General features: G+C 60.4%; 8 protein-coding genes. 4 read left to right on the top strand and 4 right to left on the bottom strand.

Going from position 1 to position 7,306, the window contains the following annotated elements:
* Positions 1-86 precede the first annotated feature (86 nt).
* Both AD669_RS18600 and AD669_RS18595 read right to left on the bottom strand, forming a co-directional pair.
* Entirely contained in the window at positions 87-542 is a 456-nt protein-coding gene (locus tag AD669_RS18600) for a MarR family winged helix-turn-helix transcriptional regulator (protein WP_172680138.1), read from the bottom strand.
* 72 nt (positions 543-614) lie between these two features.
* The gene (locus tag AD669_RS18595; RefSeq protein ID WP_053122399.1) at positions 615-1,571 is read right to left on the bottom strand and encodes a LysR family transcriptional regulator; all 957 of its coding nucleotides are present in this window, start codon (positions 1,569-1,571) and stop codon (positions 615-617) included.
* Positions 1,572-1,682: 111 nt separating this feature from the next.
* On the opposite strand from AD669_RS18595, the gene AD669_RS18590 reads away from it, so the two are divergent.
* Complete coding sequence (locus tag AD669_RS18590; RefSeq protein WP_172680136.1) at positions 1,683-2,432, top strand: sulfite exporter TauE/SafE family protein; 750 nt, start codon at positions 1,683-1,685, stop codon at positions 2,430-2,432.
* Here the strand turns inward: AD669_RS18590 and AD669_RS18585 are convergent.
* Positions 2,422-3,276, bottom strand: coding sequence for a LysR substrate-binding domain-containing protein (locus AD669_RS18585; protein WP_172680137.1), 855 nt, complete (start codon positions 3,274-3,276; stop codon positions 2,422-2,424). The genes AD669_RS18590 and AD669_RS18585 overlap by 11 nt on opposite strands.
* Positions 3,277-3,373: 97 nt before the next feature.
* Here AD669_RS18585 and AD669_RS18580 point away from each other — a divergent pair, with 97 nt between their 5' ends.
* Both AD669_RS18580 and AD669_RS18575 read left to right on the top strand, forming a co-directional pair.
* The gene (locus AD669_RS18580; RefSeq protein WP_053122393.1) at positions 3,374-3,589 is read left to right on the top strand and encodes a DUF1127 domain-containing protein; all 216 of its coding nucleotides are present in this window, start codon (positions 3,374-3,376) and stop codon (positions 3,587-3,589) included.
* A 64-nt stretch (positions 3,590-3,653) separates the two neighbouring features.
* Positions 3,654-4,883, top strand: coding sequence for a winged helix-turn-helix domain-containing protein (locus AD669_RS18575; protein ID WP_053122390.1), 1,230 nt, complete (start codon positions 3,654-3,656; stop codon positions 4,881-4,883).
* Positions 4,884-4,980: 97 nt separating this feature from the next.
* On the opposite strand, the gene AD669_RS18570 is transcribed toward AD669_RS18575, so the two are convergent.
* Positions 4,981-6,327 carry a class II 3-deoxy-7-phosphoheptulonate synthase gene (locus AD669_RS18570; protein ID WP_003226774.1) on the bottom strand — a complete coding sequence of 449 codons (1,347 nt, stop codon included), beginning with the start codon at positions 6,325-6,327 and terminating at the stop codon, positions 4,981-4,983.
* Positions 6,328-6,477: 150 nt separating this feature from the next.
* Between AD669_RS18570 and AD669_RS18565 the strand changes: the two genes are divergently transcribed.
* Entirely contained in the window at positions 6,478-7,233 is a 756-nt protein-coding gene (locus AD669_RS18565; protein WP_053122388.1) for a spermidine synthase, read from the top strand.
* Positions 7,234-7,306 lie beyond the last annotated feature (73 nt).

Raw genomic sequence — 7,306 nt, 5'->3', positions numbered from 1 at the left:
TGCGGCACGCTGCGATCTTTTGATCTTAAAAACCAAGGTCAACAGATCGCAGCGTGCCGCAGCTCCTACAGGGGGAGAGGGTGGAGTCAGGTGAGGCTGTTTTGCAGGTGGCTGCGCAGTGCTTGTAGCTCTGCTTGCAGGTTTTGCAGGCGTTCGATGGAGAAACCGCTGGCGCCGAGAATGCATTGCGGAACGGTTTGGGCGCTCTCTTTGAGCTCACGCCCCTTGGCGGTCAACTCGACGATGACGACCCGCTCATCCTCTCGGCTGCGCGTGCGGCTCAACAACCCTTCAACCTCCAGCCGTTTAAGCAGTGGCGTCAGCGACCCCGGATCGGTGAGCAACTTTGTGCTGATTTCCCCTACCGTCAAACCATCCTTTTCCCACAACACCATCATCGCCAGGTACTGCGGATAGGTCAGGCCGAGCGCTTGCAACAAAGGTTTGTACACCTTGGTCATCATCAGCGAAGTGGAATGCAGGGCGAAGCAGGCCTGATTGTCGAGCAGCAGGTCGTCGCAGGTGTCGCGTTCGGAAGTCATGTCTACGCCTTGATCGTTGATGGTCATGAATCTAGCGCTCGAGTGTTTAATGCGCCAGATAATTTTCCAGCGCTAGTGCCGGCCGAGATCCCGTTGCAGCGCCAGATCCCATGGCGGTATCGGGCTGAAGCGCGTTTTCAGGTATTCCAGAAGTAAGCGGCTGCGCGAGTGGGTTTGTTGTTCCATGCGCAACGCGTAGATGCCGGTGGTTTCCGGTTTCGGCAGACCGTCGGCGCAAAACAGTGGCAATAATTCGCCGCGCAGCAAGTATTCACTGGCCAGCCATGTAGGCAGATGCGCAATGCCCAACCCGGCCAGCGCCCCGCACACCAAGGCTTCGGCATTGTTGGCGCTCATGCGGATCCGCGCCGGACGATGCAATTCCATCTGCCCGCCCTGCTCGAAACGCCAGGCGAACGGCGGGGCGAGGCCTTCCCAGTCGAGGCCGTCATGTTCGCTCAATTGCGCTGGAGTGCTTGGCACGCCGCGGCGCTTGAGGTAGTCAGGACTCGCACAAGCGATGCGCACCATGCTCGCCAGCGGCGTGGCGACCAAGCGCGTATCCGCCAGTTGCCCGGCGCGCAGCACCAGATCGACCTTGCCGAGATTGGAACCGCCCATGTCGACAAAACTGTCGATCAGGTGCAACTGCACATCGAGCCCTGGGTACAACACCAGAAAGTCGGCAATCACTGGCGCCAGATGCCGTCGACCAAACGCCGCCGGCGCATCAATCCGAATCAAACCTTCCGGCGCGCTGCTCAAAGACACGGCTTCGGCGCGAGCCAGTTGCAGCTCGGCTACGATTCGACGTGCCCGTTCGGCGAACGCCAGCCCGGCCGGCGTGGCGAGCACCGCGTGAGTGCTGCGGATAAACAACTGGCTGCCCACGGCGCTTTCCAGGCTGTCGATCCGTCGCGCAATGGCTGATGGCGTCAACGGATGACGACGCGAGACGGCAGAAAAACTGCCGCTCTCCAGCACATCCAGAAACAATCCGAGCTGGTCGGTGAGTTGATTGGGATTCATGGCGAACTCAATGCTTGTGCGAAATCGGCATAGCCATTGTGCGTTGCTGTGCGTTTCCCCGCCAGCCGCGACTGCGTAGGATGATTCGCCTGACGTAAGAGGAATTCGGCTGTGATGGAGTTTTTGTTGTACCTGTTATTCGGCGCCGCACTCGGCACCCTCGGTGGCATCTTCGGCATCGGTGGTGGTCTGATCGCGATTCCGCTGCTCGGTGTTTGGTTTGGCCTTGATCAACAGATCGCCCAAGGTACGGCGCTGGTGATGGTGGTGCCGAACGTGATGCTCGCGCTGTGGCGTTATCACCAGCGCAATCGCATTGAATTGCGCCACGCGTTGCCGCTGGCGGTGATGGGTTTCTGCTTCGCCTGGATCGGCTCGATCTGGGCTGTCGGTATCGACGCGCAAACCATGCGCATCGGCTTTGTCGCTTTTCTGGTGGTGCTGTCGGTTTACAACCTGTTGAAGATGTTCGGTCGCCAACCTGCCGCGACGTCGGAGATGCGCTACTCATGGCCGTGGCTCGGCGTGCTCGGCGCGGCGTCCGGCACCATGGGCGGTTTGTTCGGGGTTGGCGGGGCGGTGGTGGCGACGCCGGTTTTGACCAGTCTGTTCGGCACCACCCAAGTGGTTGCCCAGGGCTTATCGCTGGCGCTGGCCTTGCCGAGTACCGGCGTGACGTTGGTGACGTACGCGGTGCATCATGAAGTGGACTGGATGATCGGCCTGCCGCTGGCCATCGGTGGTCTGGCCAGCATCAGTTGGGGTGTAAAAGTCGCCCACGCGATGCCGGAAAAACTCCTGCGTGGGCTGTTCTGCGGGTTTCTGGTGCTGTGTGCGGTGATGCTCGCGTTTAAAGTTTGAAGCCTTCGACGATGTGCTCGGCCAGGCACTCGGTGATCGGCGACGGGTTGTTCAGGTTGCGCACCAGCATGATGCTCGCCTCGGGCAGCAACGGCAGGTCTTGGTCGGCACCCAGAATGCGCATGTCCGGGGTGATCAGGCTTTCCAGTTGCGCGGTGATCGCCAGACCCGCGCTGACCACGGCCATCAGCGCCGACAAACTGGTGCTGTTGTAGGCGATGCGGTAGTCGCGGCCCATCGCGTCCAGCGCATTGCACGCCCACAAGCGGCAGAAACAATCACTGTTGAACATTGCCAGCGGCAGCGGCGTTTGTTCGTGGGCGCTGAAGTTCTGCGCCTCGGCCCAGACGAAACGCTCCTTGCGCAGCAGTTGGCCGATCTCGTTGCCCGGCTCGCGGGTGACGATCGACAAGTCCAGGTCGGTGCGCTGCAACAGTTGTTTGGTCGACTCGCAATGCACTTCGATCTGGATCAGCGGATAGAACTGGGCGAATCGCGACAGAATCCCCGGCAGAAAACGCATCACGTAATCATCCGGCGTACCGATGCGCACGGTGCCGACCATGTGCGGCTCGCGCAGCGTGTTGAACACCTCACTGTGCAATTTGAGGATGCGCCGCGCGTAACCGAGCAGCACCTGGCCCTCAGCCGTGAGGCGCACCTGACGTCCATCACGCTCGAACAACTGGCGCTGCAACACATCTTCTTCCAAGCGCTTCATCTGCATGCTCACCGCCGATTGCGTGCGGTTGACCATTTCGCCGGCGCGGGTGAAACCGCCCTGATCGGCAATCGCGACGAAGGTACGCAGGACATCGGTATCGATACTGGGGTAGGCGGACAATTGATGAATCTCCGTGATGCATGCCATCAGAAACATTCGTTGGATTGATCTTAGCGCCAGGCAGAGACTTGAGCCATCCACAACGGAGGGCAACACGATGAAAGGTCAAAGAGAGTTTGCAGGCGAAGAAAAATTCAGCGGTCACATCGTTTCCGATCTGCTGCACAAGTTTAGCCGCTGGTACGATTTGCACCGTGAACGTGAACTGCTCGCCAGTCTGAGCGACGAAGCGTTGAAGGACATCGGGGTCAGTCGTGCCGACGTCGAGCACGAAACCGTGCGGCCATTCTGGGACGACCCGATGCATAAATGATGAGGGCGCCGCTACACAAACCACTTTCAGGTGAGGTAGGTTGCGAGCAGACAAGGAGATGCTCATGCCCGCGACACTGTCCTTTTCCCTCAAACAGGCGCGACGACTGGCGCTGGCTGCCCAAGGGTTCAACGGGCGCCAGCCGCCGACCGTCAAAGCCGCTCACGTCAACCGGCTGATCGAACGGCTGGGCTTGCTGCAAATCGACTCCGTCAACGCCGTGGTGCGCTCGCACTACCTGCCGCTGTTTTCCCGTCTCGGTCCCTATTCTTCTGACTTGCTCGACCAGGCTGCCTGGAGTTCGGGGCGACGTCGCACGTTGTTTGAATATTGGGGCCATGAAGCATCGTTACTGCCGCTGTCGATGTATCCGTTGATGGCTTGGCGCATGCAGCGAGCGCGGCGCGGCGAGGATATTTATCAGCAACTGGCGAAGTTTGGTCGCGAGCAGCAGGACGTGGTGCGTCGCGTATTGAGTTCGGTGCAAGAGCAGGGCGCGGTGGGCGCCAGCAGTCTGTCGACCCGCGAAGACAAGGCCGGGCCATGGTGGGACTGGAGCGCGGAAAAGCATGCGCTGGAGTGGTTGTTTGCTGCTGGTGAAGTGACGGTGGCGGGACGGCGTGGTTTTGAGCGTTTGTATGATTTACCAGAGCGGGTGATTCCTTCTTCGATCTTGCAGCAGGCATTGCCGGATGAAGCCGAGGCGCAACGGGGATTGCTGTTGCATGCGGTGCAGGCGTTGGGTGTCGGCACTGAGAAAGACCTGCGTGATTACTTCCGCTTGAATCCAGCGGATGCGCGACCGCGACTGGCGGAACTGGTCGAGGCGGGGCAGTTGCAGATGTGCGAAGTCGCTGGTTGGCGGCAGATCGCTTACTGCCTGCCGGAGCCGAAAGTCCCACGTAAGGTGACGGCGAGTGCGCTGTTGTCGCCATTCGATTCGTTGATCTGGGAGCGCAGCAGGACGGAGCGGTTGTTTGATTTCCGCTATCGGCTGGAGATTTACACGCCGCAGGACAAGCGGGTTTATGGCTATTACGTATTGCCGTTTTTGCACAATGAACGGATTGCCGCGCGGGTTGATTTACGCGCTGAGCGAGCGGCGGGGCGGTTGGCGGTGCATGCGGTGCACGAGGAAGAGCCGGGGCTGGATGAAGAGGGGATGTTGGCGCTGGCGATGAATTTGCAGCGCATGGCGAATTGGTTGGGGCTGGAGCGGGTGCAGCTCAATTGTCAGCGCGAGAGTGCGCTGCGGTTGCGGGTGGCATTGGCCAAAATCGACGGCCCCCTGTAGGAGCTGCCGAAGGCTGCGATCTTTTGATCTTGATCTTAAAAAACAATCAAAAGATCGCAGCCTTCGGCAGCTCCTACAGGGGCGGCGGCGATGCGGTTTAGCGGCGAACCTGCTTGAGGGTCTCAGCAATCAAAAATGCCAACTCCAGCGACTGATCGGCATTCATCCGCGGATCACAGTGCGTGTGATAGCGATCCGACAAGCCGTCTTCCGTAATCGGCCGCGCTCCACCGATGCACTCGGTGACGTTCTGCCCGGTCATCTCGATATGAATCCCGCCGGCATAACTGCCTTCCGCTTCGTGCACCTGGAAGAATTGCTTCACCTCGCCAAGGATCTGCGCAAAGTCGCGGGTCTTGTAGCCGCTGCTGGCCTTGATGGTGTTGCCGTGCATCGGGTCGGAGCTCCACAGTACCTGCTTGCCTTCACGCTGCACCGCGCGGATCAGCGCCGGCAGGTGATCGCCAACCTTGTTCGCGCCCATCCGCGCGATCAGGTTGAGGCGACCCGGATCGTTGTCCGGGTTGAGCACGTCGATCAGGCGGATCAGATCATCCGGGTTCATGCTCGGGCCGACTTTCACGCCGATCGGGTTGTTCACGCCACGCAGAAACTCAACGTGAGCGCCGTCGAGCTGACGGGTGCGGTCGCCGATCCACAGCATGTGCGCCGAGCAATCGTAGTAATCGTTGGTCAGGCTGTCGCGGCGCACGAAGGCTTCTTCGTAGTTCAGCAGCAACGCTTCGTGGGCAGTGAAGAAACTGGTTTCGCGCAGTTGCGGCGAGCTGTCCATGCCGCAGGCGCGCATGAATGCCAGGGTTTCATCGATGCGGTCGGCGAGGTGGCTGTACTTCTCGGCCAGCGCTGAGTTGGCGATGAAATCGAGGTTCCATTTGTGCACTTGGTGCAGGTCGGCAAAACCGCCCTGAGCGAAGGCGCGCAACAGGTTCAGCGTCGCGGTGGACTGGTGATAGGACTGCAGCAGACGCTCCGGATCCGGTACGCGGCTCTTCTCATCGAAACCGATGCCGTTGACGATGTCGCCTCGATAAGCCGGCAGCGTCACGCCGTCGATGGTCTCGTCGTTGGCCGAACGCGGCTTGGCGAACTGACCGGCCATGCGCCCGACCTTGACCACCGGGCAACCGGCGGCGAAGGTCATGACGATTGCCATTTGCAGCAACACTTTAAAGGTGTCGCGAATCTTCGCCGCGGAGAATTCGGCGAAGCTTTCTGCGCAATCGCCACCCTGAAGCAGGAACGCCCGGCCCTGAGTTACTTCGGCAAACTGTCGACGCAGCTCGCGTGCCTCGCCGGCGAACACCAGCGGCGGATAACTGGCCAGGGTTTGCTCGACCTGGCGCAGGTGCGCGGCGTCGGGGTATTGGGGTTGTTGCTGGATCGGCAGGGCGCGCCAGCTGTCAGGGCTCCACGGTTGGCTCATCACGGTCTCTAAGGTTCTACGCACGGACGGCCATGTTAGCAGCAATTAGTGCGTGACCTGCTCCCGCCCCTTCGCCGACAATCGCCGCTTTGCCACGGCGCCACAGCGGTGCCATCGCGTCACCGCGCCCGGTGACCATCAGGAGACGAAATGACTGAGGAGCGCGTCGAGCATCTGCTCGCCGAAGTACAGGATGAGTTCGGCGTGATTCGCGTGCTGGAAGTGGCTGATTACCGCTTTCTCGAATTCGGCGATGCGATCGAGCAGAGCTGCGTGTTCACCGCTGACCCGAGCTGGCTGGAGTACGACTACACCCGCGCGATGCTGATCGGCGCGTTGTGCCATGAGCAACCGGACAGCGCGCTGTTTCTTGGGTTGGGTGCGGGGACATTGACCCAGGCCTGCCTCAAGTTTCTGCCACTGGAAGATGTTGAAGCCATCGAGTTGCGCCCGGACGTGCCGCGTCTGGCGATCGAATACCTTGGGCTGGACGATGATCCGCGTCTGTACATTCGTGTCGGTGATGCGCTGGAATTGCTGCCGACGGCGGAACCTGCGGATTTGATCTTCGTCGACCTGTACACCGACGTCGGCCCGGGTGTCGGGCATCTGGCCTGGGGTTTTCTCGGTGATTGCCAGAAGCGTTTGAATCCGGGCGGCTGGCTGGTGATCAATCAGTGGGCCACCGATGATGGCCAGCCATTGGGCGCGGCGCTGTTGCGCGGGCTCTATCACCGGCATTACTGGGAGCTGCCGGTGAAGGAGGGCAATGTGATTCTGCTGGTGCCGGCGGATCTCGATCAGGAACTGGACATGCAGGCGTTGACTGCGCGGGCTGAAGCGCTGGCGCCGCGGTTGGGGTATTCGTTGCAGTCGTTGATCAACGCGATTCGCCCCGCGACCTGATCCGAAACCCCTGTAGGAGCTGCCGAAGGCTGCGATCTTTTGATCTTGTTTTTCATAGGATCAAGATCAAAAG

Origin of the sequence: Pseudomonas sp. P1.31 (genome assembly GCF_001269815.1) — a bacterium.
In the GTDB taxonomy this organism is placed as follows: Bacteria; Pseudomonadota; Gammaproteobacteria; order Pseudomonadales; family Pseudomonadaceae; genus Aquipseudomonas; species Aquipseudomonas rustica.
The sequence above is the reverse complement of the archived record's forward strand: the minus strand, read 5'-3'. Positions and strand labels throughout refer to the sequence as shown.